General features: G+C 27.8%; 19 protein-coding genes. 2 read left to right on the top strand and 17 right to left on the bottom strand.

Going from position 1 to position 26497, the window contains the following annotated elements; translation table 11 throughout:
• Positions 1-4 precede the first annotated feature (4 nt).
• The 12 genes from ybeY to prmA all read right to left on the bottom strand — a co-directional run bounded on the left by ybeY (position 5) and on the right by prmA (position 8982).
• Entirely contained in the window at positions 5-466 is a 462-nt protein-coding gene (gene ybeY / locus JJC01_07145) for an rRNA maturation RNase YbeY (GenBank protein ID UDN59624.1), read from the bottom strand.
• Positions 467-522: 56 nt separating this feature from the next.
• Positions 523-1539 (bottom strand): PhoH family protein, encoded by a 1017-nt coding sequence (locus JJC01_07140; GenBank protein ID UDN59623.1) that lies wholly within the window; start codon positions 1537-1539, stop codon positions 523-525.
• A gap of 37 nt (positions 1540-1576) precedes the next feature.
• On the bottom strand, positions 1577-2920 hold the full coding sequence (gene yqfD / locus JJC01_07135) for a sporulation protein YqfD (protein ID UDN59622.1): 1344 nt from the start codon (positions 2918-2920) through the stop codon (positions 1577-1579).
• 12 nt (positions 2921-2932) lie between these two features.
• On the bottom strand, positions 2933-3169 hold the full coding sequence (locus JJC01_07130) for a YabP/YqfC family sporulation protein (GenBank protein ID UDN59621.1): 237 nt from the start codon (positions 3167-3169) through the stop codon (positions 2933-2935).
• A 215-nt stretch (positions 3170-3384) separates the two neighbouring features.
• Positions 3385-3948, bottom strand: a complete 564-nt coding sequence (gene raiA, locus JJC01_07125) for a ribosome-associated translation inhibitor RaiA (GenBank protein UDN59620.1) — start codon at positions 3946-3948, stop codon at positions 3385-3387.
• Between the two features lie 192 nt (positions 3949-4140).
• Positions 4141-4638, bottom strand: a complete 498-nt coding sequence (locus tag JJC01_07120; GenBank protein ID UDN59619.1) for a tryptophan-rich sensory protein — start codon at positions 4636-4638, stop codon at positions 4141-4143.
• Positions 4639-4748: 110 nt separating this feature from the next.
• Complete coding sequence (locus tag JJC01_07115; protein UDN59618.1) at positions 4749-5192, bottom strand: GatB/YqeY domain-containing protein; 444 nt, start codon at positions 5190-5192, stop codon at positions 4749-4751.
• Between the two features lie 29 nt (positions 5193-5221).
• On the bottom strand, positions 5222-5401 hold the full coding sequence (locus tag JJC01_07110; GenBank protein ID UDN59617.1) for a 30S ribosomal protein S21: 180 nt from the start codon (positions 5399-5401) through the stop codon (positions 5222-5224).
• A 162-nt stretch (positions 5402-5563) separates the two neighbouring features.
• Positions 5564-5914: a histidine triad nucleotide-binding protein gene (locus JJC01_07105; protein UDN59616.1), complete on the bottom strand. Its 351-nt coding sequence runs from the start codon at positions 5912-5914 to the stop codon at positions 5564-5566.
• Between the two features lie 43 nt (positions 5915-5957).
• A complete protein-coding gene (gene mtaB / locus JJC01_07100) occupies positions 5958-7256 on the bottom strand; it encodes a tRNA (N(6)-L-threonylcarbamoyladenosine(37)-C(2))-methylthiotransferase MtaB (GenBank protein ID UDN59615.1) in 1299 nt (432 codons plus the stop codon).
• Between the two features lie 4 nt (positions 7257-7260).
• Positions 7261-8016: a 16S rRNA (uracil(1498)-N(3))-methyltransferase gene (locus JJC01_07095; GenBank protein ID UDN59614.1), complete on the bottom strand. Its 756-nt coding sequence runs from the start codon at positions 8014-8016 to the stop codon at positions 7261-7263.
• A gap of 18 nt (positions 8017-8034) precedes the next feature.
• Positions 8035-8982: a 50S ribosomal protein L11 methyltransferase gene (gene prmA, locus JJC01_07090; GenBank protein ID UDN59613.1), complete on the bottom strand. Its 948-nt coding sequence runs from the start codon at positions 8980-8982 to the stop codon at positions 8035-8037.
• A gap of 338 nt (positions 8983-9320) precedes the next feature.
• On the opposite strand from prmA, the gene ugpC reads away from it, so the two are divergent.
• The gene (gene ugpC, locus JJC01_07085) at positions 9321-10430 is read left to right on the top strand and encodes a sn-glycerol-3-phosphate ABC transporter ATP-binding protein UgpC (protein ID UDN59612.1); all 1110 of its coding nucleotides are present in this window, start codon (positions 9321-9323) and stop codon (positions 10428-10430) included.
• A 29-nt stretch (positions 10431-10459) separates the two neighbouring features.
• Positions 10460-11227, top strand: a complete 768-nt coding sequence (locus JJC01_07080) for a helix-turn-helix domain-containing protein (GenBank protein UDN59611.1) — start codon at positions 10460-10462, stop codon at positions 11225-11227.
• 182 nt (positions 11228-11409) lie between these two features.
• Here the strand turns inward: JJC01_07080 and JJC01_07075 are convergent, their stop codons facing one another.
• The 5 genes from JJC01_07075 to JJC01_07055 all read right to left on the bottom strand — a co-directional run bounded on the left by JJC01_07075 (position 11410) and on the right by JJC01_07055 (position 26480).
• Positions 11410-12783: an MFS transporter gene (locus JJC01_07075; protein UDN59610.1), complete on the bottom strand. Its 1374-nt coding sequence runs from the start codon at positions 12781-12783 to the stop codon at positions 11410-11412.
• 34 nt (positions 12784-12817) lie between these two features.
• Positions 12818-13753 (bottom strand): ROK family protein, encoded by a 936-nt coding sequence (locus JJC01_07070; protein UDN59609.1) that lies wholly within the window; start codon positions 13751-13753, stop codon positions 12818-12820.
• Between the two features lie 910 nt (positions 13754-14663).
• Positions 14664-16517 (bottom strand): hypothetical protein, encoded by a 1854-nt coding sequence (locus tag JJC01_07065; GenBank protein UDN59608.1) that lies wholly within the window; start codon positions 16515-16517, stop codon positions 14664-14666.
• 21 nt (positions 16518-16538) lie between these two features.
• Positions 16539-18116 (bottom strand): cysteine desulfurase, encoded by a 1578-nt coding sequence (locus JJC01_07060; GenBank protein UDN59607.1) that lies wholly within the window; start codon positions 18114-18116, stop codon positions 16539-16541.
• A gap of 69 nt (positions 18117-18185) precedes the next feature.
• Positions 18186-26480, bottom strand: a complete 8295-nt coding sequence (locus tag JJC01_07055) for a hypothetical protein (GenBank protein UDN59606.1) — start codon at positions 26478-26480, stop codon at positions 18186-18188.
• Positions 26481-26497: the final 17 nt, after the last annotated feature.

Genomic DNA, 26497 nt, shown 5'->3' with positions numbered 1-26497 from the left:
AGAATTACTCCCTTGTTATGTTTAACTTATTTAATATGTATTCTTCTTTTTCTCTCATTTCTTTTGTATTTTCATCTGTATCATGGTCATACCCTAAAAGATGAAACATACTATGACATATTAAAAAACATACTTCTCTTTCAAAGCTATGATTATATTCTATGCTTTGCTCTAAAGCTCTTTCAAGAGATACTACTATATCTCCTAAAGATTCTTCTTCCAATTCAACATCTTCAAAATCATCACTTAAAAGAGGAAATGATAAAACATCAGTTGGTCTATCAACTCCTCTATATTCTCTATTTAATTCATGAATCTCTTTATTATCTACAAAAGAAAGACTCACTTCATAATTATCATCATATCCTTCATAATCCAAACACTCTAAAATTATATCTTTTATTTTTTCTATTAGTTCTTCATTTACTTCTAATTTATCTTGTCTATCATCTAATATCAAATCCATTAATTACACCTACTTTTTATTCATTAATAATGCTATACATCTATATTACTACACTTTTACTTTCTTTTGAAAGTCTTTTCCTGTATTTTCATTTTTTTGCGCTCTTCTTTTTTAAATTCTTCTTTTTTATCATGCTTCTCATAAGCTCTTATTATTCTCTGTACTAACTCATGTCTTACAACGTCTCTGTCTGTTAACATTATAGAGCCTATCCCTTGAACGCCCTTAAGAATCTCTGTAGCTTGTATAAGACCACTTTTTTTATTTTGAGGCAAATCTGTTTGTGTTATATCACCTGTAACTACAGCCTTAGAACCAAATCCTAATCTAGTTAAAAACATTTTCATTTGCTCAGAAGTTGTATTTTGAGCTTCATCTAATATTATAAAAGAATTATCAAGAGTTCTACCTCTCATAAATGCAAGTGGTGCAACTTCTATAGTACCTCTTTCTAAATACTTATTAAACTTATCAGCACCCAACATTTCAAATAATGCATCATATAATGGTCTTAAATATGGGTCTACTTTATCTTTTAAATCTCCTGGTAAAAATCCTAAACTTTCTCCAGCTTCCACTGCTGGTCTTGTAAGTATAATTCTACTAACTTCATCTCTTTTAAAAGCTTTCACTGCCATAGCCACAGCAAGATAAGTCTTTCCTGTTCCAGCAGGGCCAACACCAAAAGTTATATCATTATTTTCTATAAGCTTTATATACTCTTTTTGCCCTAAAGTTTTAGGTTGAACAGCTTTACCTCTTTGAGTTATAACAATTGTACCTTCAAGTTCTTTTATCTTTTGCTCACTACCTTCAAGTAAAAGAGATAATGAATAAGAAATGCTTTGTTTATCTAAATGCTTACCATTTGATACAGTTTGATGCAATTCATTCATAAGTTTTAATGCAGAATCTACATTTTTTTCTTCTCCTATTAAAATTATATTGCCTTCTCTAAGTATTACATCTATATTTAAAGTTTTCTCTATCAATTTTACATTTTCATCAAAGTTGCCAAATAACTCTCTTTCAAAATTGCCATCTGCTATTGTAAATTTTTTTTGTATTATCAATTGAATTAATCCTCCTCAAGTTTTAGGTTAAATTTTATTAATTGTTGTTACTATTATTATTTTGACTATTGTTACTATTTTGATTACTATTATTTCCATCAGAATTATTTTGGTCGTTATTATCTTTATTATCCTCATTAAACTCATTTCTTATATCATTTATTGGTCTTTTTTGTGGATTAGAAGGAACTTCCTCTTCTCCCTCTTTTGGTTTACTATCTTCCTTTATAAATCTTTCTGCCTCTGCTTTACTAAGAGGATAAATTTTAGCTATATTTTCACTAGTTTGAACTGTTATTAAATATTCTAACATATTTTTATTAACCTTATAGCTATGTTTTACATCTATTATTCTAGCCGAAGCTGGTATTATGTATTCTAATTCTTTTAAAGCTTTTTCAGATAATTCTTTTTTCAACTCTTCTTTGTTCTTTTTCACTTCAACTTTTTTGGTTTCATAAAAAGTACTCGTCTTTATTTTTATAGGGAAAGTATAATCTCCCATTGAAAGTCTTTTTTCTTTATTTTCAACAACATAATTTTTATATTTTATATTTTTTCTAATTGTAAATTCTTTATCATAAAAACTTATTGTGTGTACCTTTTTCTTTTCTCCAGTTTTTTTATTTACAGTATCTACATAGCTTGCCTTTTTAGTAGATTCATAAAAAGTACTTGCCCATACTTCGGGTATTGATTTTGTATTAGCACCATTTAGTAAAACAGCGCCCTTTTGGACTATATCTCCAGATTTAACAACAGACTTACCACTTCTAGGGATTACCTTTTCTATTATACCATTTTTTAAAGCAATTACATTACAATAATTTGATTGGTCTGTAGATTTTAAGGATTCAGCCTTTTTTGTAACAGTAACAAATATATTGGTTCCTTTTACATTAATAGATAAATATGCGACATCATTAAATTTTGACATCATATGGTCCCTAACTTCTTTTCTGTCAATACTCTTTTTGTATACTCCTGGTCTTACTCCAACTTTATAAAGTTCACTTCTAAGAGTTTCTTTTTTTATACCTTCTGGAGATTGTATATATACATCCGTTACAAATTGTGATGTTGACATCAATAAAAGTAAAGAAACAATAGCACAAATCCACATACCTTTGTGCTTATAAATTCTTTTAATAATAAAAGGAACTCCTGTTTTTTGTTTTACCTTAATATCAAACTTACTTCCTCTATAAATATTCTTAAATTCTTTTATATCTTGTCTATTTATATTAAACTCGATTTTAGTATTTTTTATTCTAGTTACATTGTAAACATTTATTCCATTTCTTATAAGATGATTTAAAAATTGTTCAAGCCCTACTCCTTCCACAACTATAACATAGTATCCCCTTATAAAACTTATCAAGTGTATCTCCTCCTAATCAACATACTCCACATTGTATATAATTCCCTTTATACCTATCTCACTGTCAGTAATATACTTAAGCGAAAGTTTATCCCCAGATATTTTAATTGTTTTTACCTTAGTCTTTATTTTTATTAAATCAACTTCATATTCTAGTATTGATAGATAATTTTCTATACTCATAAAAGTATTACTTGTAACAGTAACAACTGGTTGATTTACTTGTAAATCAGTGGATATTTCTAACATAAGCATTACCCCCTTAATTAATTTTATGCTTAAAATAGGTATTTATGCACTTTATTGATACTATCATGGAGTAGTTTTAAATTTTTTTAGACAGTAAATACCTAATATTTAATATATTATTTAAACAAGAAAAAGGTAATCATATTGATAAAAATCAACATGATTACCTTTTTACTTTTTTGTATATAAAATATAAAAAGTATACAATTTTTTTATTAGTCTTGCTCTATTAAACCATATCCACCTGCTTTACGCTTATATACTATATTTATTTCAAAGTTATCTTGATTTCTAAACATATAGAAGTTATGTCCTACCAACTCCATTTGAAGAATTGCCTCTTCTGAACTCATAGGTTTTACATTAAATTTCTTTCTTCTCTCTATAACTATATTTTCATCTTCCTCATCATCATAGTCATAATCATTAAATTCGCTACTATTATCTATAAAGTCAATATTTTCAAATCTTATGCTTTTATTATTTTGAACTTTGTCTTTAACCTTAGTCTTATACTTTACAACTTGTCTACTTAATTTGTCACAAACAATGTCAATTGCTGCATATAAATCTTCTTCTACGTCTTCTGCCCTTATTATTTGACCATTAATAGGAATTATTGTAACCTCCACTTTCTGTCTATCCTTTTTCGCACTTACTGTTACTTTCACTTCTGATTCAGGATCAAGGTATTTTTCTAACCTACTTAATTTTCCATCTACGTATCCTTTTATTCCGTCAGTTAATTTCATTTGTCTTCCAGATACTATTATTTGCATAAAAACCTCTCCCTTCGAGCCTTTCCAATTCTAATACTTTAATATGTTAATCTTTAAATATATTTTTGATACATTTATTATATTTAAATTAATATAATTGTATATGAAAATGATTATTTTTAATAGTCTATTCATTTTTTATTTGATATGATATTATTAAAAGTACGGGGTAATTTACAAAACCTTTACATTCTATTTATTAATAAACCATATAAAATAATTCAAAAATCCAGCATAAACCAGCCATATCAAATAAACCAAATTTATATATCCAGCTCTCTTATCTATTTTAGAAAATTTTAAAATAACTATTATAGAAACCATAATCATTATTATTATGTCTATTAAAGCTGTAAATCTAAGTCCAAATCCAAAAAATAGTATACTCCAGACAAAATTTAATGCAAGTTGTAATCCATAATAAAACACTGCATCTCTTACTTTAGGCAAGTTGTAACCTTTTTTTAATATTAGGTATGAAGATATACCCATCAATATGTACAATATAGTCCAAACAATAGGGAAGATAAAAGCTGGTGGTGCAAAGCTTGGTTTTGTAAGTTGTAGATAGTACGTTGAAATATCTGTTCCACTAATCAACATGGTCAAAATACTACTTAAATAACCTATTATTAATGGTATTGATATGTTTATCAAAAAATTTCTAATTTCCTTTACCGATATAATCAAATTTTTCCCCTTCTTTCAAAATTTTCTTTGATTATAGATATGCTCAGATATGACTTGTTATTCTCAAAAATTATAAAAAGCCTAGAGATTTCTCTCTAGGCTATATCAATCTATTGTAAGTTTTGTTTTACCAACTTATTTATAAGTTTTCCGTCAGCTCTACCCTTAACTTTTGGTTGAATAACTGACATTATTTTTCCCATATCCTTCATAGATGTTGCCCCTACTTCAGATATAGTACATTTTACAATTTCTTCTAACTCTTCTTCGCTTAATTGTTGAGGTAGGTACTCTTTTAAAACTTCAATTTCAGCTTCTGTTTCTTTTACTAAGTCTTCTCTTCCAGCTTTTTCAAATTCAACTAATGCATCTCTACGTTGCTTTAATTGTTTTGCTATTACATCGATAATTCCATCTTCATCAAGTTCAGTTCTATTATCAACTTCATACTGCTTTATGGAAGCTCTTATTAAAGTTACTACAGATTTTCTCACTGTATCTTTGTTTTTCATCGAAGATTTCAAATCCTCTTGTAACTTTTGCTTAAGGGACATCCCCTTCACCTCTTTATTCTTATTTACTACTATTTTTTAGCGTTTTTTCTTCTTGCTGCTTCAGCTTTTTTCTTACGCTTAACGCTTGGCTTATCATAGTGCTCTCTTTTTCTTACTTCTGACATGATGCCAGACATTGCACATTGACGCTTAAATCTTCTTAAAGCGCTGTCTAATGTTTCATTTTCTCTAACTCTTACTTCTGACATTTCTTTTTCCCTCCCTCCAATAGCGCAATTATGCTGGGACTGTAACTATGTTCTTTTTGCATAATATGCATTACAACCTAACACTTTGTTTATTATAAACTAAATTTTTACTTTTATCAAGTATTTTTATCAAGAAGGAACTCAATTTTTCAATAATTTAGTTTAGTTTTGTTCTGCTTCGTAATTAGGAAGCTTTTTACCTGCTAAAATATGATAGTGCAAATGCTTAACTTCTTGCCCTCCATCGCTTCCACAATTATTTATGATTCTGAATCCAGTTTGGTCAAAACCTTTCTCTTTAGCTATTTTATTAATAACAACATGAATATGTGACACAATATCCATTTCTATATCAGGAATATCAATTACACTATCATAATGTTTTTTAGGTACAACTAATATATGATATGGAGCAACTGGGTTCAAATCATTAAATGCCAATACTCTTTCATCTTCATAAACTTTAGTTGAAGGTATTTCTCCGTTCGCTATTTTACAAAATATACAATCCATTTCCTTCCACCTCCTATCTTATAAATATTATAATTTCTACATGTTATAGCAAAATTCCTTCTACATATTCATTTTTTACATCATTTATTTTTACTTTTAATATCTGACCTTGTATGTTTTTGTCACTTTCAACAACAACTCTTATATAATTTGAAGTCAGTCCTTCAAACTTATTGCCCTCTATATTTTGTTCAAATAAGACTTCTAATTCACTACCAATAAATTTAGTTGCAAATTTACTAAAGTTTTCTTTACTTAAATTTAAAAGTTGTTCACTTCTAAAGTGTTTCATTTGAGGGTCAATTTGATTTTCCATAGTTGCAGCTGGAGTTCCTTTTCTTGGCGAATATTTAAAAATATGCATTTGTGAAAGCTCTATATCTTTTAAGAAATTGTATGTTTGTTTAAATTCCTCATTAGTTTCTCCTGGAAAACCTACTATTACATCTGTAGTTATTGCTACATTTGGTATTTTATCTCTTAATCTATCCACAATAGTCTTATACTCTTCAGTTGTATATCTTCTATTCATTCTTTTTAGAGTTTCATCACATCCACTTTGAAGAGATAGATGATAATGAGGACAAACCTTCTCCATCTTTAAAACTTCATTCACAAATTCATCAGTAAACAAAATCGGTTCAACAGAGCTAAGTCTAATTCTTTCTATTGCATCTATTTCATTTATTTGTTTTATTACATCAAGAAGTTTAATATCCTTATCTTTTAAATCTTTTCCATAAGAGGCTACATGTATTCCTGTTAATACCACCTCTTTATAGCCATTTTTAGCCAATTTTTTCACTTCATCAACTATACTATCAATATCCCTACTTCTAACACGTCCTCGGGCATAAGGAATGATACAGTAGGTACAAAATCTGTCGCATCCATCTTGAATTTTCATAAATGCTCTAGTCTTTCCATTAGTTTGACTAATTTCTATTTCTTCAAATGCTTTTACCTTCATTATATCATCAACTGTGCTAACTTTTTTACTTGCATCTATCCTTCTAATCTCTTCAACAATCTTCCTTCTATCATTTGTACCCATGACTAGGTTTACTTCTTCTATATCCAAAATTTCTTCTGGCGATACTTGTGAATAACATCCCACAACAGCTATTATTGCATCTGGATTTTTCTTTTTAACTCGTCTTATATATTGACGAGATTTTCTATCACTCATATGAGTTACGGTACATGTATTTATAACATAAACGTCTGCATATTCTTCACTATTAACTTGTTCATATCCATCTTTTTCAAATAGTTCTAGCATAGCTTCAGTTTCGTATTGATTGACTTTACACCCAAGTGTATAAAAAGCTACTTTTTTCAATTTATTATTCTCCTCCTAAATCACTCAGCTCATACAAAGCTATTGTTGATGCTACAACAGAAGCTGTCTCAGTTCTCAATATTCTAGGTCCTAATGATACAGTACTGCAATTATCTTTTTGAACTTGCTCTATTTCTTCCTCAGCAAAACCACCCTCTGGACCTACAAAAATTCCAACTCTATCTATATTAGAATCACAATTTTTAAGTGCCTGTTTTATTGAGACAGTTCTTTCGTTCTCATAAGGACAAATATTTACATCATTTTTTTTCATATCTTCTAAAGCTTCTTTAAAACTTAAAACACCTCTTAAATTTGGAATTTTACCTCTTTTACTTTGCTTTGCGGCTTCATAAATTATTCTTTCCCAACGTTCAAATTTTTTATCTTCTTTTTTATCATCAACTTTAGCAACACTTCTCTTAGTTTGAACTAATATTATTTCATCTACACCAACTTCAGTTAGTTTTTGAAGTATCATCTCCATCTTTGGAGCTTTTGGAAGACCTTGATATAATTTTACCTTAAGTTTAGATTCTCTATTTATATCAACTTCTTCTAAAATTTTTAAATTAACCATATTTTTTTCTATATTTGTTATCTCGCAAATATACTCATTATTATCTTTATCACATATCTCAAGTTTTTCTCCTATTTTACACCTTAAAACTTTTGAAATATGTTTTACATCTTCACCTTCTATAATGCAGGCTTTGTCTTGTAAATTTATATTATTTTTTTCAACAAAGAATCTATCCATTATATTCCACCCAGCCTTTTACTTTTTAAGTTTAGAAACTATCGCTGACCATTCACCTAGTTTTTGAACCTCAACTATTTCAAATCCATTTTCGATTAAGCTTTCTTTAACTTCCTCTACTTTGTCCAAAATTATACCTGAAGATATAAATATAGCATCTTCTTTCATAAAATTTTGTACATCTTTTGCAAGTATTTTTATTATATCAGCGATTATATTTGCAACTACAACATCAGCTTTATCTTTTATTACATCTGTTAAATTCCCATGCATTACAGATACATTCTCTTCAACTTTATTTTCAAGCACATTTTCTTTTGCAACTTTCACTGCAACTTCGTCTAAATCTACAGCTACAACCTCTTTTGCCCCTAATTTAGCTGCTGCTATTGCAAGAATTCCGCTACCACAACCAATATCAAATACTTTAGAATCTTTATTTACATATTTCTCTAATTCTCTAATACACATACTAGTAGTCTCATGTGTTCCTGTACCAAAAGCCATACCAGGGTCAAGCTCTATTATCAAATCCCCTTCTTGCATATCGTAATCTTCCCATGTAGGTTTTACTACTACCTTTTGACCTACTTTTGTTGGTTTATAGTATGCTTTCCATGCATTTGCCCAATCAGCTTCATTTACTTGGTCTAATGACACACTTCCTTCACCTATATCTATACCAAAATCTCTTAGTCCTAAAACTTTTTGCTTTATTATTTCGACAAATTCCATCACATTTTTTTCTTCTGACACATAAGTCTTTATCAGTACACCATCTTCTTCATTCTTTTTAAATACTTCTTCTTCTACATAATCCCAATCTAATTCATTTTTCTTTTGAAATAAGAAATCTTTTGGGTCTTCTATTACAGCCCCTCCAGCACCTTGTTCATATAGTATATTTGTTATTGGCTCAACTGCCTCTGTTGTTGTTTTTATAGTTACTTCTATCCAATTATTCATAAGTTTACCTCTCTTTTCTATATTAATTTTCCTATTTTTCCATAACTTTTATTATATCACAAATATCATACTTTTTTGTTTTATAAATTTTTTATTAGTTTATATCTACATTATAGTTAATTTACTTAATTTATAATAAATTGTCTAACTTATTTTTAGCACTTTATTTGATTATGCTTTTCCCTTAATACATTTTAAATAGTTCACATTATATTTATTATATACAAATTAGCAAGATATACATTTTAAACAAAAATTTTTGGTTATTTTATATGTTTCCTACAATAAAATCATCTGATATTATATAATTAAATTTTAAATTATTAAGGAGAATTACAATGTCAGAAGTAATATTAAAAGATATATCAAAACTTTATTCTAATGGATTTAATGCAGTAAAAAATATAAATATAGATATTAAAGATAAGGAATTTATAGTTTTAGTGGGACCATCTGGTTGTGGTAAATCGACAACGCTTAGAATGATTGCTGGTCTTGAAGAAATATCTTCTGGAGAATTATATATAGGAGATAAACTTGTCAATGATATAGAACCAAAAGATAGAGACATAGCAATGGTTTTTCAAAATTATGCTTTATATCCTCACTTATCTGTTTATGAAAACATGGCATTTGCACTTAAACTTAGAAAAATGCCAAAAGATGAAATAGATAAAAAAGTTAAAGAAGCCGCTAAAATATTGGATTTAGTCCCTCTTTTAGATAAAAAACCTAAAACACTATCTGGTGGACAAAGACAAAGAGTTGCTCTAGGACGTGCAATAGTTAGAAATCCTAAGGTATTCTTAATGGATGAACCTTTATCTAACTTGGACGCAAAACTTAGAACTGCCATGAGAACAGAAATAACTAAGTTACATCAACAGCTTGGAACTACATTCATCTATGTAACACATGACCAAGTTGAAGCTATGACTATGGCTGACAGAATAGTAGTAATGAAAGACGGAGTGGTACAACAGATTGCAACTCCACAAGATGTATACGACTATCCAGCTAATGTGTTTGTTGCAGGATTTATTGGAGCTCCACAGATGAACTTTATTAATGTTACATTAATAGAAGAGAATGAAGAAATATATGCTAAAAGCGAATACATTAAGATAAAATTAAATAGAGAAAAACACTATGATTTAATAAAAGACAACTATATTAAAAAAGAAGTTATTATGGGTATTAGACCAGAAGATATACATATAGAAGATACTTTTGTTAAATCTAATCAAGATACTTGCTTTAAATCAACAGTTGAAATAAAAGAACTTATGGGAGCAGAGACCTATGCTCATTTAAAATTAGATGTAAATACAATAGCAATTCGATTTGACAGCAAAAATAGAGTTGATGTTGGTGATAATTTAACTCTTTCAGTTGATAATAATAGAGTACACTTATTTGACAAAGAAACTGACTTAGCTATAAGATAAGAGTATAATCTTATTTCTAAGGAGACTTTATGGAAGACTTGAAAAGTTTTTTTGAAAAACAACTCAATAAAAAAATAAATATTTACCCTTATAAAAATCAAAGTTTAGATGCCAATAGTCATTTAGTTACTTTTAATGATACTGTTTATGTTATTGATTTTTTAGATGAAAATAACTTAGATAATCTAAATGGTCACTTTTATTTAATTTATCAGCCACATATAGATTTTGAATATCTAAAAGGTATTTTTTATAACTTATATGATGATATAAATACAATTCAACATAGTAGTTTTTTTGTAGTAAACTCTAAGTATAACTTAGACATTAATGTAACTACACAAAATATAATTGAAACTGAAACTTATCAAAGTACTTATATTTTCTATCTTGGTGAGTTAGATAACAAATCTGATTTTAATTTTAGATTGCAGTTATGCTCTAATTTACTATCTTATATTGTAAAAGATAATGCTAAGGATAAATTTTTAAATTTATTTGACCTTATTAGGTATAAAACTTTAGACTTAATTAACAAAGACGATGTACTTAATAGACTGATAGACTTCAATAAAATAAAATCTATTGATGAAGAACTTCTATCTACAGGAATAAAATTTATAAATAATGACTTAAACATCTCTAAAACATCTAGTGATATGTTTTTACATAGAAATACACTGGTATATAGGTTGGAAAAAATTAATGAAATACTCAACCTTGATTTAAAAAACTTTGAAAATGCAATGATTTTTTATCTAAGTGTAAAATCTTATTTTCTATATAAAAAAAATTAACTGCTAAATCAAGCAGAAATGCTAACTCACATTTCTGCTTGATTTTAAGTTAAAATACTATATACTTTATCAAATGTTATTTATCAAATATTCTCTCCTTTAAACTTGTAAATATTTGATAAGATATCCTTTTTTATAAATAATATCTTTAATCTTATTGAATCTATTATTTCTTTAATACATTATTTCGCTTGCTTTAATTGTTTTGTAAAAACAAAGTTTAGCAAAAAACTTATTGTACCTAAAATCACCATAACATATCCTAAAATTTTAAATTGACTTGATGTTATAGTTGCTTCAAATACCATTCCAAGTAGTACAGTAGCAAAAATTGAACCTAAATAACGACTAGTTTGAAATAGACCAGAGGCTGTACCTATGCTCTCAGGAGGACTTTCTTTAAACATTGAAGATTGTAATGCTACATTACCAACTCCATAACTAACACCTGCTAATGATAAAATTATCCCCTTACCTATTACTGGTATTTGAATAAAGATTAATGAAAGAAGTATTGCACTAATCAACATAAAAATTGATGACACTATAAGAGGTACTCTAGTTCCAGATTTGTCTATCCATTTTCCAGTCAATGGAGATATGAAAATTCCTATACCAGACATGAACAACATAAATAGACCAGTTGACCTAGCACTGTAATGTAGTGCATCTTGAAAATAACTTGGAAGACCAAAAAATAAGATATAATTGAAGAAGTTTAATATAATAAACTGTAAATATACCTTTGATAACTTAGGATTACTCATAAAAAGTTTAATATCTATAAAGGGTAATCTCGTTCTCAGTTCATGCCAAATAAAAATGCACATCAAAATTAATCCTAATACAAATTGCTCTAAATTAAAAGACTCCTTAACTGATAATAAGAATAGTAATATAAAAATCATTGCAATTGAAAATAAAACTATACCAACAACATCTAATCTTGATAAAACATTCTTAAAAGTCTCTTTTATACTTTTTTTCTCTTTTATTTCTTTTGGAAATAAAAAATATCCTAGACAAATGGCAACCATAACAATTGGTATATTTACAAGAAATATAGCATGCCATCCACCTAAATCAAGCAATACTCCGCCTAAAGTTGGACCTAATCCTGCTGTAGTTGAAGCAAAAATAGTTAAAACTGCTAATGCAGAAGATTGTCTTTCCTTTATATTATTTTGTATAAGAGCAACTCCAGATGGATACAATGTACTTGTTCCAATAGCTTGAATTACTCTTATAAAAATCAATATAAAGAATGATTGAGTAAATGGTACCATAAATGCTGAAAAACTTACGAGTATTAAACCACTTAAAAATAAAACTTTTCTACCTATTAAATCTCCAATCTTTCCTGAAACTGGCTGTGCAATAGCACTAGCTAAATAAAAGGCTGAAACCATCCAAGACACAGTTGTAAAACTAATATTAAAATCGTTTTGTATACTATGTAATGCAAGTGAAATCATAGATGAATTAAGAGGATTCAGCATAGTTCCTGAGCCTATAGCCACTAAAAAAAGAGTTCTTTTAGCATTTATCTTACTCATATATCATGCCCCCAATATTTTTGATTCATTTATCTTATAAAAAAGCTGCTCCTATAATTCCTGCATCTGAACCTAGGGTTGCACATACAATTTTTGCTATATCTTCTTTTTTGTATAAAACAAACTTTCTTACCAATTCTTCAATCCCATCAAGTATTATATCACTTGCTTTAGAAACTCCTCCACCAATTGATATCACTTCTGGGTCTAATGTATTTATTGTATTTGCAAATGTTTTTGCTAAATAAGTTTTAAATCTAGTTATTACTTCAATTGCAACTGTGTCGTTTTCTCTATGTGCATCAAACACCATCTTTGCATTTATTTTTTTCAAATCTCCTTCTGCTAAATCTAAAATCATACTTTTTCTACCTTCTTGTATAAGTTTTTGAGAATATTTTATAATGGCAGTTGCTGAACAAAAAGTTTCCACACAACCATTATTTCCACAATTGCAATCAAAATAGTTTTCTCCTATTACTTGATGCCCTATTTCTGAGCCTAATCCATGGGCTCCAGAAAAAACTTTTTGATTAATTACTATTCCTCCACCTACTCCAGTTCCTAAAGTATATAAAACTCCAACATCTGCACCTTTCATACTTCCAAACTTTGATTCTCCAAGTGCTGCTACTGTTGCATCATTTTCTCCATGAATTTCAACATTTGGAAACCTTCTTTTTAGTTCATTCTCAAAACTTTCTCCATCCCATTTTAAGTTTACACAAGTTACTAAACCTTTTTTATTTATAAACCCAGGTACTCCAAATCCAATAGACTTTATCTCTTTCATCTTTAGATTGTTTTCTTCTAACAATTTATCAATCATTATTTTTATATCATCTAGTATTCCTTCAAATCCCTTTTCAACCACAGTTTTACATTCTGTTCTAAAAAGTATCTTTCCTTGATTATCAACCACACCTGCTTGTATGCCTGTTCCTCCAATGTCTACACCTATATAATACATCTTTCTCACCTTTCTCTTTTAAATTTTATTAATATATATATATTATCATGTCTATATTATATTAAAATGTAAAACCATGCAAATCTTTAATAATATCTTTAATACAAAACAAAAACACCTTCCCATAGTATATTTTCACTATGAGAAGATGTCTATTTTTATAAATTATTTCAATTTATTAGATGTCAAAACAAACTATATTTAAATCAATTATTTTAAACTTTTATCTCGACTTATTTTTTCATACTAAACAATATTTTTGCAACTATATATCAACCAAATCTTAAATATATTTTTTACAAACATAAATTAGTTTTCCATAACATAATAAGTTGCTTTTATTATTCACCAATCTATACTAAAAATCTTATACACATAATATATATATTTCTTTACATATACATATATTTTACTAAATACATATTTCTTTACATACATATCTAGCCTATTACCTAATCATATATACATATTTCTTTACATATGCACATATCAAAAGCAATTTTTTACGTAAATTTTTCTAACTAAATTATAAGCAAATATGCAATTTGTAAAAGTTTTAATTCTTACAAATAACTTTAAAACTTAGATGCTTTGGCTATACAATATGACTATTTTACTACCAAAATTTTAAGTCTAGGCAATTCCAATAATTATCCCAGCTTTTGAGTTTTTCCAGTACTTAATATAGCACTAAAAACATCTAACTTTATTTCATAGATTATAATTGAGTTTTCTTCATCATTTGGCTGTGCCACATCCGTTCCCACTGGAATCACCCCTTTCTCTTATTTGATTATATTATAGCATATTAGATATGTAGGGACAAGCATTTTTTTCAGAAAATTATTTATATTCAGTTTTATTTTTTGTCTATCTTATAGCATGTTAATGTAATTAATATTTATACAATTTACTCTTTACATATATAAACAATAGAAGAATATTTTGAATCTAAGTCAGTCTTATATATAGATTTTAGATTTTTAACACTTATAGTATACTCTTTTCCAGATTCAAATTTAGCCTTTATATTCACTATAAAATCTCTTTTAGAATCTACTATAATATCTTCTACTTGAACTACTGGGGCTATCAAGTAGTTCAATTCATCTTCTGCTAATACCTTATCAAGTGTCATATTAAAAGTAAGAGAAATTCCATCATTATTATTATCAACTGCTTCAAGTTTTAATTTTGGCTTTTCTACACCACCTGCACAAACTGGTAAACTTCCTCCTTGTATACCAGAAGCCATTGCGCTCAATCTACATTTTATAGATGGTTCTTCACAAACATTATATTCATTTCCTGTAGCATTTTCATCTGATATTAATCTACATAAATCTCCCAATTGCTCATATCCTCTAAGAGTTAAAGTCATCCATTGGTCACCAAACCATATTTTTCTACTTACAACACCAAACGAATAATAATCTGATGGTCCTGTCCCTGACATTTTATCACTATTTTGTGGTACTCCTCCATAGAAACGACCTATCCCATGACCAATTGCCATAGCAAGACCCTCAACATCTAAGTTTTCCATTCTAACTAATCCACCAGATACTAGGACAGTCTTTACTCCATATTCTTCAAATGCATATACATTTGGTTCTATTCTATCCCATTCTAAATGTATATTTATATCTGGATAAAATCCTTTAAATAGTTTTATTAAATATTGGATTGCATTTAAGCCCAATGTCATATGTATTGGAAATTGTGTGCCATTTTGGAATATATCATTTGCTTGTTCTCTTGTAAATAGGGTATGTGCAGATGTTATAGTTCCTTTATATCCAAATTTATATGGTGAGAATTTTTTATTAATGGCCACCTCTGTGTTGTCCTCTTTATGGAAAAGTAACACACCTCTTTCTTTCACAAGATGTTTACATGCTTTCATATGTTCTTCACTTCCTATAATAGGTAATTCATTGTAGTTTTCCACTTTTAGATTATCCTCTAAATCTTCAAAGTGAAGTTGAAGTGTATAATCCCCACAAACTACTCCACCTGCAATAACTAAATGTTTGTCAGCACTTCCCTCAAAATTAATATCAGTTGTTATATGATGAACTCCACCAGTATAATGACCTAAACTTGCAGTTAAAACAGGTACTTCATTTCCATCTTTGTCAATTAACATGTCTCCAGGTTTCAATTTACCTGCCACAGTAAATTTTCCATTAGCAAGTAAAAATACGTGGTCTGCAGTTACGATTAATTCGCTCTTACCATTTTTTATTTTCTTTTCTAACTCATCTGAACTTTCTTCATCTAAAGAACGATATACAATGTATACCATTGATGGTTGTTCTCCACTTTCTGTCCCTGTACTAAATTGTACTTTTACAGGCTCCCATGCAAGATTTATTTTTTCTCCAGCCTTTTTTATAGAGCCTCCCAATACCTCATCACCATTTTTAATATTTTGTACTTCTACTTCTCCATCTGGTATTGCAATGAAAGTACCATCTGCAAAGCATGAACAGCAGCAACAACAATCTTCTAAATTCCAGTCTTTATTCTCCATACGTTTAGCTATACAGTCATCAATTAAATGTTCTGTAGAAGATGGAAGTGTTTCTCCTGTCTTACTATTCCTACACATTACCACATGTACTGCTTGATATATTCCTTGGTCTCCACATGAATCATGATATGCCTTTGAAGTAGAAAAATCCATACAATGCATTTCTAAACAAGCCTTTAACTTTTTTTGCTCCAAACGTCTTTTACATTCATTATAATCATAGCCCATAGTAAAACACTCCTCATTATTTTAATTTTCTAATAATATTTCTCTTGCCACTTCTTCGTTGTTCGATTTTAATATATAAATAATTTGTTTAAGATATTTAAATAGATACTCTAAGTCTTCTTTACTTGTATTAAGACCAAAACTAAAACGTATTGAAGCATAGTGTTTTGTGTTTGCTCCTATTGCTTCAAGTACATGAGAAGTTTTTATCCTTTTTGAACTGCATGCAGACCCAGGAGAAACACTTATACCTATATTATTTAAACTTCTTATAATCGCATGACTATCAAGAAGCGGAAAGCCTATATTTAAATTATTTGGAAGTCGATTTTCAAGAGACCCATTCACAATATAATCTGGTTCAATTTTTTCAATCTCTTCTAAGAAAAACTTTCGTAATTCTAAAAGTCTATTTGATTCATCATTCATTTCATTGTAAGCAAGTTTAGTTGCCATTCCTAAAGCCATTATATGACCTACATTTTCTGTACCAGCTCTAAGTCCATATTCTTGTCCTCCACCATGTATTATTGGAACTAAGCTTAATCCATTTTCTACATATATTCCACCAATGCCTTTTGGAGCATATATTTTATGTCCTGAAAATGTAAGAAGTGAAATTCCCCACTCCTTAGGTTTTAAAGGTATTTTACCAAAAGCTTGTATTGCATCCACCATGAAAGGTATATTATAACCTCTACATATATCTCCTATCTCCTTAATAGGATTTATTGTACCTATTTCATTATTTGCAGCCATTACTGATACAAGTATTGTATTTTCCTTTATAGAATTTTTTATATCTTCTGGTGATATCCTTCCCAATTTATCTACATCTATATAGGTTACCAAAAATCCAAGTGTTTCAAGATATTCCATAGTTCTAAGTACTGATGGATGCTCAATCTTAGTGGTTATAATATGACCTTTTTTATCCAAATACTTAAACGCTATCCCTTTTATAGCCAAATTATTTGATTCAGAACCTGAGCCTGTAAGATATATTTCCTCTGTATCAACCATTAAACAGTCTGCTATTGTCTTTCTGGAACTATTTATAATATCGAAAGTATAATGTCCTTGTACTGTTGAACTACTTGGATTAGCATAGCCATAAACCCCATCATAATAATCTTTAAGTAATTTAACTATCTCATCACGAATATAAGTTGTTCCATTTGAATCTAAGTACACTTCTCTAAAATCATTTGCTTTAATTTCAGCACATGGTTTACATGATTTAGCTTCAGGATTTTTTTTCTTTTCTTCCTCTATATAAGAACCATACTTATCTTCATAATCTTTTTTATTATCTTCATATACAAAACTTATTTTAGATTCTTTAATTATGTTATCAAGTTTAGAAAATAATGTGCTATCTAAAAATTCTTTTTCAACTTCTTCATCTGTATAATCTAAAGCTGGATTCTTTATAAGATATTCAAGAAAACTTTGAACATTTCTACATGTATGCAGATTATGTGCATATGTACTATCTTTTGCAATACTTAATAAAACCTGACTTGATATATTATCTTTTAACCCAAATAAATTTCTAAATTCTACACAATAGCTTTGTATATTTTTAATAATATCCATTTGTATTTGCCTTCTTTCTAATATGATTTAAAAAACATAATACTGACTAGATTTACCAATTTAATCAACTTAAAAAATTTTACTTTCATAGTCCAAAACCATTTCTATTCCATATAATTTCTTACCATCAATATGATTATTTTCTTTAAGAAGCTTCTTTAAATCCTTATCTTTTTTCATTTTTTCTAAATCTATCTTTATACTCCATTTGCCTTTAATATCATTCATATTTAAATTGATATTATTTACCATTCCAATATCTTTATTTAAATTGATTACAGTCTCTTTCATACCTAAATTTTCAATTGTTATGAAGTCTGATTTTATTGGTAAAACAATATCTTTTAATATATCTAACTTCATATATATAGCTTTAACATTAACTTCTCTAAAGAAACTAAGTTGGGATAATGAAATGTCAAAATTAAAACTCTGTAGTTCTTGATTATCACATTCATTTATAAACATATTCCATTCTGTAGAAAATATCTGTTGTAAAGGAAAATAAAGTCCGCCTACATATGGATAACTTTTAGATAACAATTCTATAACCTTTTCTTTTAAATTTGAATCCTCAAGAGCTGTATATTTTACATTGATTATTACATCTGATATACTATCAAAATTAAACCTATTCGTTTCTTTTAACATCTCAAGTTCCCAGCTAGAAACAACTCCTGTACCTTCAAATGGTAAGTATCTCTCATCATTAAAATTAAGCAAGAACATTCCACTATCATCAATACCTTTTGATATGGCAATTTTTTGATTAGGCAACCAATTTTCTCTAATACCTTCTTTTGGTTTATTTCCAATTTTATTACCCAACAGGTAAGTTACAACTTCCAATAAAGGTTTTGTAACAACACTATTGTTTTTCTGAACTAATGTAGCTTTAATATTTTGAAATGGACCAACCACTGCTGGCACAGATATAGATATACTCTTAATTTTTCGTAAATAATGTCCAGGGAAATCATAATCAAACATTTTTTCAGTCAATTCAAAACTACATTTTCCAAATGATTTGAGATTTAATAATGCTTCAGGACTAATCATTGCCAAAGATATAGTTTTTTCTACTTCTAGACCCCTCTTATTTTTATTATAATAGGATGCCTCCATCTGACTTAATGCTAATTGAAGTCCTTCACCTGCCAAGAGTCCCTTTCTCATACTATCCCAATTGTTAAAATTTATAAATTTATCATCGCAACCAAATTCAAGTTGATAAGCTTTCTCAGCTACATGAGCCATATTTAATCCTATTTGGTACATTTGCCAATATATTAAACTTATTCTACCTACCATCCAAGAATATAAATCTACATTATTAAATTTATTTTTTAGAATATTATAAACTTCATTACCCTGTAAAATTGTTTTCTTATGTATTTCAAGCTCTTGTTTTGCGCTCTGGACTTTTATTTTAAGAGTCTCAATCTGTTTCTTAATATTCTCAATTTCATAATTAGCTAATTCTTTGTTAAGTGTCCAATCTTCTTCTCTTCTATTATATCCAGCCATTGTTAAAGAGCGTTGTGCTTCATAATTTGAGATAGATGCCCCTATTTCTGCTGCACCTGCCATTCCTTCTAATACAGCTCCTAACTGCTGTCCTCCATACGTCATGGCAAAAGGAGAACCTACTTGTGGAACTGCATATCCAATGCTTGAAGATGTTTTAAATATATTTGCATAAACTTGGAAAAATAAAGCTACTCCCATTGCATCTAAATTTGTTTGTTCTTCTTCTGAAAGTCCATCTTTTATTGAATTCTCATAATATGTTTTCTTATGTTCTGCACTCTTAAGGGATTGATCCATTGACTTAATAGTTTCATTTATCTCTTCTATTTGCTTCTCTTTTGTTACTGTAACCATATTTAAAATATTGTTTTCTTGTATTGAATGAAGCACTGCCATACTTTCTGCATCGTTTTTTTCAATTGTATTTAATAAACTTGTTCCAAGTTGACATATATGCCCTGCAAATTCCTTTGCTTTTTCAATTAGAAATGAAAAACGATAATTAGAAAGTTCTATATCTAGTGATTCTGCTAATGAATTTACATTATTGATTGAACTTGCAACCCTAGAAAGTAATTCTGGTGAAATTGGTGGTTGATATAACTCCAATAATCTCTTTTCACCTTTAATATTCATTGAATGTCTAATCTTATTTAATCTATCATCCACTATATCCCAAAGTTTTATAAGTTCCTCATTTTCTGGTATTCCAAAATAAACATCTATATTATTAAACCCTAAATCAACTTGTATATCTGAATTTATATTAGATATATGATTTTCAAGGTCTATCAGAAATTGAGGTATACCACCTGGACAATCTTTATATTTTGTCTGTATAGACTTAAATGTTTCTACATTTTTTTTGTCATGTCTACCTAAATTAACTGGTCTTTCTCCCAATAAGCTTGATGCTAATATATAAAGCATCGTTGCAGAAGTTATAGATTCCCATGTATCTTGCATAAATTGTTTATCAGCCCACTCTATTATATTTTCTATATATTGAATCACAGTGTACTTTTCATATGCTCCCATTCTTAGTCTAGCAATAGCATGTGGGTTAAATGGGTCATTATTATAAACTTTCATTGCAGGATTACTGTCATCTAAAGTATCTATAAATTCATCTAAAACATGAGTACGAAATAGTTGGAAATTCCAATAACAACTTGATGGTGTAGCTAAAAGCTTATTCATCAATATATTTCTTACCATGATTATCATTTCATTATTTAAACTGCATTCTGTTAAAAAACTAAGTTCTGTATTTAATTTAAATTCTGGGTTTACTCTTCCATTAGCATCAATAATAGGATATGCTGGATTACCTATTTTTTTAGTATTTAAAACTGACAGTACATCTTCAGACATTTTATCAGTTATTATATGCTCAGTTTCTTTTGAAAAAGTATCTTTAACTATTTTTGTTTCTGGATTTGTTGGATTAAATACATATTGATACCATCTTTGCGCTTGAGCATAATTTTGATTATTTCTCAGATTATGAGCTAATAACATCGGTGCATGATAAAAAAGTTCCCAATAGTATTCACCATAAAGCCCATCAAAATCTACCTGTACACCATCAATTGCACTTGGATAGTTTATATAATCTTTATTTGGTTCAAATCTATCAAAAGGTAAAACAGGAACAACTGGTATATTTTGAGAATTAGTACTAAGAAGCATATCAATTCCACCTATAAATATACGTTTTTGTAATATTTTTGTTGCACCTGTTGACAGTCTAGTTATATTAAATTTATATTTAGATAGGTCTGACATATTCTTATCTTCATATAAATTTTCATATTTAAGTGTTACTGGTACAGGTGAATGAACTAGTTTTTCATAAATATCATAAATCTGATTTACCTTAATAATACCTTTCTCTATTTGATTTTTTAGAATCAACTTAACATCTGGATATGTTAAATTATTTCCATCTGCTCTACCATGTGAATCTATAATTTTATAATACTCAAAAGTATTGTAAATAGTTTCTGATACACTCTTACTAATATCCTTATTTACAAAACTATATTTATTTACTATTGGAAAATTCATCAACATCCTATAGATAGATTTTTTTGTTGTGTCATCCAACTGAGCATTACTCAATATTATTTCTATTATGTTGTAATCTATATTCGAAACTTTAACTATATTATTTTCATCCAATAACCCATAATTTTTCAAAAGTTTTATACATTTTATTGATTTATCATAGTTAAGACCAAGTGATAAAAAAGAACTTACACTTGCTGGTGGTCTTGTAATTATTAGCCCATCTGATAACATGCTAAACCTTGGAACTGAAATTTTATCCTCTGGAGAAATCATAAATGTTTCATCTACATTGTCAAATACAAAAGAACCAACTTGGTTATATATAGGCATAACAGAAATATCCTTTTGATTTATATTATTAAATATATTTAAACCACCAACATGGCTAAACAATACTTTTTGTATATCTAAAAGTTGATTAGGACTAATTTCTTTTGATACAATCCTATTTATAAGCACTATTTCCAAATCTAATGTACTGAGATTTGATTTTAATATCTTACCATTATCATCAATTATCTTACTTGTTTTTAAATCATTAAAAATCTTACTTGATAAACTAAATTCAATTGTATCTGATGTAAAAGAATCTGACTCAACAAAGCTTTCCTCTATTTGATGCGATAAGTCTTTCATATCGGATAGATAATTATCATAAATTACACTTTGAGAATAAACAATCCCAAGCTTATTATTAAATTTATCTATAATAGGTTTATAAGGTATTTGATATTTATTTTGTGAATATCTATCAACCAATAAAAATTCATTTTTTAATAATAGTGGTTCATTGTTCATATTCATATTAAATGAATATTGATGTTGAATAGGTAAGTAACCCGTATTATTTGCTAAAACCAATCTATTAAAACTTTCCCCTATTTCACTTAACTTGGATTCAAAACAATACTTATTTGTACCATCATCATTGATTTGCTTTATTTCAATTACCTTTCCAGATTGATTTGCAAATGGTCCATAAAGTATATTTATACGCTCAAAATCCTTTGATTTTTTATCAAACGCTTTAAAATTAGATGCATTAACGGAAAATGCATTTACTTTAAGCCAAGAAATACTATCCATTTCAAAAATATTTTTAAAAGGCAGTTGATTTTTTATTGAATCCTTGTCAGAGTAATCAGTATAATATACCAAATCTTCTGATAATATATTTTGAGGATTTACCCACTTCTGTTGAATATTTAAAAACGAATAGTACATATCCATTTTAAATGTTTTGCTATTATTAGATTTACTTACTGAGCCCACCACATCTATGGATGTACTTTGATTTTCTTTTAATTCCACCCAGAATATGAATAGTTTGTTAAATGCAAATACTGGAGTTATATAGTGTGAATTTATAGCTAAATCTATTTTTTTCCATTCAGTCCAAGGCATCCCCTCTTCTTGATAACAATAATAATATATATATGGTTGTTGACTTGTTCGTCCAAATAAAAATAAGGTACAAACATCTCCACGCATTGAATCTTTATATGTACAACGATATGAACTTGCTATAGTCAATTTTGATATATTTGAAAATTCTTCTATATAATCATTATAAATTGTCTCTATATATGCATCTGTTATTTCAGATTGAGATAATGCACTTTCTAACTTATTAAATATTTCTGACTTTGTATGTCTTATTGATGGTAATAAATAATTTTCTGGATACACAAAAATTTTTCTATTCGCTTCCCACATTCTATAATTCATAATCCAGGACCACCAAGATTCAGGTATATTTAGTGACTCTACTCCTTTTTCCATTTTTAATCTACATCTTTGAAGATAAAGTTGAGTAGCATTTAATGCTTCTACTATATAAGAAATCTGCGTAGAATCATCCATTTCTACATCAATTAATAAATACTTATAGACATCATTTGATGTTTTAATATCTACAAACTTTTTATTGAGAGTATACAAAGTGATACTAAGCAAAATATCTCGTTTAGAACCTTCTATAATTGCTTGTAATTTTGTATTTATCGATTTCCATTCTTCTATACTGTATGTCCCTTTTACTTTTTGTACTGCCATATTCGAAATGTCAACATATTTAGTCCAATTTTTTTCTTCATCCAAACCTGATAATGTAAGAATATTGTCTATAAATGCATTGTCAGACTTTAATTTATTAACTATCTCAAAACAGCTTTTTAGTTTTTTTATCAAAATCACTAAATTTTGTTCTTTTGAAAATTGCTTAGATATTAAATCATCTATTTGAGATTTATTCCAATTAGTTGCTATTGACAGATATTTTGTACTATTTGTTTCTTTTTTTGCGCTTGATTCAATAAAATTAAGCATGTCATAATCTACATCATCAAAAGTATATAAATACTCATTAATCAAATAAAAATTCATAATATTATCTATAGAATACAACTTAAAATCATTTTGGAAACCATAATAGTTCGGATACTTAATAATACTTTCAACAAGCTTATAATCTGGTGCTATTTTAGTTACTAAGTTAATCCATCTTGAACAACATCTTAATACCTCTATAACATAAAACTTATATTTCTCAGGGTTAGAATAGTTTATAAATGCTTCTGTCCAATATTTTATACCCTCAGGTAAAACAATTGACTTTTTAAACACAATCACTAAATATTTTAATAACTCTTTTTCTGTACCTAGATAAGCAGACATCATTTCTATAATTTCATTTTCTATATCTAAACTTGAATCTTTTTTTATGCTCATACATAATGACTTTAACCAATTATCAATACTATCTTCTTTGAATATTTGCTTTACATACTGACTTTCTTCTCCATTTATAAAATAGTTAAAGTTGTGTACGTTGATTTTAGAATTTTCTATAAAACTTACAACATTTTTAATGCAATAAATATCATCAATAGAAAAAACCTTTTTAGTATCTAAGTGGCATAGCTTAAGCAATATTATATAGGTTTCAATTTTCATTTTAAATTTTCTTGCAAGTAATGAGTGTCTATATAAAGCTGATAAATTATCTACAGTTAATTCTATATCTGCATTTAAATCTATGTTTGCATTTTCTTTAAAAATTGTGATAGCTAAAAAATTTAAATCTTCAATTGACATAATTAAGCTACTGGAAAGCCATCTTGAAATTTTAATATTATTTTCATCAATTTTAGCAGGATTCCAAAGTTTTAAATTGTCTATATATAGAGGGTTTAGTTTATTGTTTTTAGGATGATATGTAGACTCAGTTTTTTTAGTTTTACAATTATTATATATGACATCAAAAGGTACTTTTGACTTTAATAAGTCATTGCCTTCTCCATATGTTTTTATTGGAGCAATAAGTGCACATAAATCTATTACATCAAGTTCCATATCGCTCGATAATTTTAATAAACGGGATATATCTGTAATAGTTTTTTTTGATATTTCTATATTTTTATCATAATAATGAATTGAGTTTATCATCCAGTCTAAATCCATAAAATTTAAAGAAGTTACTTTACTTAGTCTTATAAATCTATTTAATCTATCGAGAACATCATTATTGATGTTTTTAATTGAATTTGATAGATTATTATTTTTATTTTCCTTATTGTCATCAATATACAAATATTTTTTGTCTAAAAGACCTTGATTTATATAAAAATTATGTGCTATATTATTATCTTTTTCGTTCTGTGAAACATTTTGCATTAGTAATTCTTCAAGTTGATTATGTTTTAATTGTGTTACTTTTAGTAATGTTTGTGTATTATTTAATTCTGCTAATTTAGCTTTATCACTCATACCATAATAGTTTGCTAATTGATTATCATCTTTAAAACTCTGTGTTAAAATATTATACTGTTTTAATGAAATACCTAACCTTTCTCTCTCAACTTCGTTTTGTTCTATATCCCAAGTTTCATATATGTCACTCAAATTTAAATTTTCTTGATTTAGATATACTCTTATCTGCTCCAAGTTTAAATTAAATGGGAGATTAAATGGATACACAGTTTTTGTAGCAAGAACCTCAAATATACTTGTGTCTTTTGTATTAAATAAAGTTTTAATACAATCATACAAACGTTCATTTACTATTTTTAGATATGGAACAAGATTATTTGCATTTTCACATGTAAGAGGTATCTCTTGTAAATCAGGCCTTCTATAATTTAAACTCAGGTCTTTATCAATAGTATGCTCATTTGGTTTAGTTATATATTTATCTATTATTCTCATTAAATCTACGAAATACGCAGCAGGTCCAAATATTGATTTACAATCTTCACAATCACAAAAATCTAAATTTCCGAACATCTCTTGGTAACTAGGTAATTTTTCAAAATATCTAATTGTATCATCACCTATTGTATTTACTTTGAGATTTCTAAAATATGGAGATGCAACTGTTGTTTTTATATTTACTAAGAGATTCATTACTTTATTCTGTATTGATATTGCATTTTTATAAATTTTCCTAGCAGTTTCTTTGCTTATTTCTAGTTTAGTTGAATATGTATTAACAAAATACTCTTCTTCCATACTTGCAATTTGTTGAGCTGATATTAAATCATTTTCAATCAACTTTGAATGTATACCTTCTGACGCATGCAATTGATGTAATCTTTTTTGTATCATAAGGTTTTTTAAAACCACTTCTTTATTAACTCCATCTAAATTTAATTTATCTAAAGTTTCTTTTTTATGTAACTCAATATCCGATAATTCAAAATCTGGATTATTACCATAAAAAACATTGAGTTGCTCTTTTTGTGTCAGCTTGTCCTTATCCATAGTATTCTCCTTTCTAA

The sequence above is a fragment of the Clostridioides sp. ES-S-0010-02 genome, from assembly GCA_020641055.1.
GTDB lineage: Bacteria > Bacillota > Clostridia > Peptostreptococcales > Peptostreptococcaceae > Clostridioides.
This window is presented reverse-complemented; position numbering and strand designations above follow the sequence as displayed.